At 66.3% G+C, this 2533-nt stretch carries 4 protein-coding genes and 1 pseudogene; all 5 read left to right on the top strand.

Annotated features, from left to right (window positions below):
- Positions 1–271: zinc finger domain-containing protein (locus tag ACESLR_RS11995; protein ID WP_373067794.1), on the top strand; the 271-nt coding region annotated here is incomplete at its 5' end.
- The gene (gene lspA / locus ACESLR_RS12000; protein WP_373026005.1) at positions 271–774 is read left to right on the top strand and encodes a signal peptidase II; all 504 of its coding nucleotides are present in this window, start codon (positions 271–273) and stop codon (positions 772–774) included. The genes ACESLR_RS11995 and lspA, both read left to right, overlap by 1 nt.
- 14 nt (positions 775–788) lie before the next feature.
- A complete protein-coding gene (locus ACESLR_RS12005; protein ID WP_373026004.1) occupies positions 789–1223 on the top strand; it encodes a peptidylprolyl isomerase in 435 nt (144 codons plus the stop codon).
- A gap of 22 nt (positions 1224–1245) precedes the next feature.
- Positions 1246–2196: a 4-hydroxy-3-methylbut-2-enyl diphosphate reductase gene (ispH, locus tag ACESLR_RS12010; RefSeq protein ID WP_373067800.1), complete on the top strand. Its 951-nt coding sequence runs from the start codon at positions 1246–1248 to the stop codon at positions 2194–2196.
- 179 nt (positions 2197–2375) lie between these two features.
- Positions 2376–2533 (top strand): annotated as a pseudogene (locus ACESLR_RS12015) (formyltetrahydrofolate deformylase); the annotation flags it as partial.

Below are 2533 nucleotides of genomic sequence, written 5' to 3' on the forward strand. Positions count from 1 at the left end.
CCTGCTGGAACGCCTTGGCGACGAACTGCGCTTTGTGCTGATCACCTCCGAGGCCCGCCTGGCCATGGGCGCCACCCCGGAAGGCGCGCATGGCGCCGAGCTGAACGACGGCACCGCGCTGGGCGTCGTGGTGCACAAGAGCGAGCAGCCCAAGTGCGTACGCTGCTGGCACCGGCGCCCGGATGTCGGCGAGCACGCGCAGCACCCGGAACTGTGTGGCCGCTGTGTCAGCAACGTGGAAGGCCCGGGCGAGACCCGGCGTCTCGCCTGATGCGGCTGCACGGTTCCGGTCTCGGCCCCGGGCTGCTGATCGCGGTGGCCATCGTGGCCACGGACCAGGTCACCAAGATATGGGCGGAGTATGCCCTGACGCAGTTCGCGCCGATGGAGGTAACAAGGTTTTTCAACCTGTCGCTGGTGTACAACCCCGGCGCGGCCTTCAGCTTCCTGGCCGGGGCCGGGGACTGGGGCCGCTGGATCCTGACCGGCATTGCCGTGGTCATCGGACTGCTGATCGTCGGCTGGCTGGCCCGCCTGCCGCGCCAGGCCTGGTGGTCCGTGACGGCCCTGGGCCTGGTCCTGGGCGGGGCCATCGGCAACCTGATCGACCGCGTGCGCTACGGCGCGGTGGTGGATTTTCTCGACTTTCACTGGGCCGGCTATCACTGGCCGGCCTTCAACGTGGCGGACATGGCCATCGTGGTGGGGGCGGCCGCGCTGATCGTGGCCACCTTCATCGAGGGTGATCGCAGCCACTCCGAAGACAAGCACTGAACACGGGAGCACACATGACCACGGCCACCAAGGGCGCGCACATCGAGATGCACTACCGCCTGATCCTGGACAACGGCTTTGTCGTGGACGGGACGGGCGAGGAACCCATCACCCTGGAGATCGGCTCCGGCGAGATCCTGCCCGGGCTGGAAGATCTTCTGGTCGGACTGGAGGCCGGTGACCACCGGGAATTTGCGATCGAGGCCGGCGTCATGTTCCCGTTCCGGGATCAGGCGGCAGTGCAACAGATGCCGCGCTCGCAGTTCCCGGATGACCTGCCGCTGGAAGTCGACTACATCTACGAGTTCAACAGCCCCTCCGGGGATGCCGTGCCGGGACGCATCGAGGCGGTGGAGGACGACACCGTGACGGTCGATTTCAACCACCCGCTGGCGGGGCAACACTTCACCTTCGAGGTGGATGTGGTATCCGTACGGGAACCCCAGTAGGTCGCCACCGCAGGAGAACACCATGATCATGCAGGCCCAGCTCGCGAATCCGCGCGGTTTCTGTGCCGGAGTGGAACGCGCCATCGAGATCGTCGAGCGCGCCCTGGAGATCTACGGCGCGCCGCTGTATGTGCGCCACGAGGTCGTGCACAACCGCCATGTGGTCGGGCGACTGGAAGCGGCCGGGGTCAAGTTCGTCGAGGAACTCGAGGAGGTCCCCGACGGGCAGGTGGTGATTTTCTCCGCCCACGGCGTACCGAAGCGCGTGCAGCAGGAGGCCGAGCAGCGTGGCCTGACGGTATTCGACGCGACCTGTCCGCTGGTCACCAAGGTGCACCTGGAGGTGGCACGCTATGCCCGCGAGGGCCGCGAGGTGGTGCTGATCGGCCACGCCGGGCACCCGGAAGTCGAGGGCACCATGGGGCAGTTCGACGACTCCCAGGGGGGCCATATGATGCTGGTCGAGACCGTCGCGGACGTCGAGAACCTGGGGGTGGCGAATCCCGACCGCCTGGCCTTCGTGTCCCAGACCACGCTGTCGATGGACGACACCGCCGGGATTATCGACGCCCTCACCGCTCGCTTCCCGAAGATCGAAGGCCCGCGCAAGATGGACATCTGCTACGCCACCCAGAACCGTCAGGACGCGGTGAAGGACCTGGCGAAGCAATGCGATCTGCTGCTGGTGGTCGGCTCGAAAAACAGCTCGAACTCCAACCGCCTGAGCGAGATCGGCGCCCGCATGGGCGTGGACTCCTACCTGGTGGATGGCGCCGCCGACATCGACCCGGCCTGGCTCGAGGGCAAAACCCGCATCGGCGTCACCGCCGGCGCCTCGGCCCCGGAGGTCCTGGTCAACGAGGTGCTCGACTTCCTGCGCGAGCACGGCGTCGACACCGTATCCGAACTGTCCGGGCGCGAGGAGACCATCACCTTCTCCATCCCCTCCGGCCTGCGCCGCGAATCCGCCTGAAAGGACGGTCTACAGGAAGACGCGAAGACTGGAAGAAGGGATTGGGTGATGGCGCCCAGGACATGACAAAGGTTCGGGGCATACCCCAAGCCCCAAACCAGGGCCCTCACCCCAAAAACCTTCCGGCCTTCCCATCTTCCTGTTAACCGCCCTTGACCTGACCCAGGACACCAGACCCGATGGATGATCGACCCCGGTTTCGGCTGAGCATTCGCTGCCCTGATCAGCACGGGATTGTCGCGCGCATTGCCAACGCGATCGCCAACACCGATGGCTGGATCACCGAGGCGGCCCAGCACACCGATGCCGAGGCCGGCTGGTTCTTCATGCGCTGGGT

The sequence above is a fragment of the Thioalkalivibrio sp. genome, assembly GCF_041685615.1.
Lineage (GTDB): Bacteria > Pseudomonadota > Gammaproteobacteria > Ectothiorhodospirales > Ectothiorhodospiraceae > Thioalkalivibrio.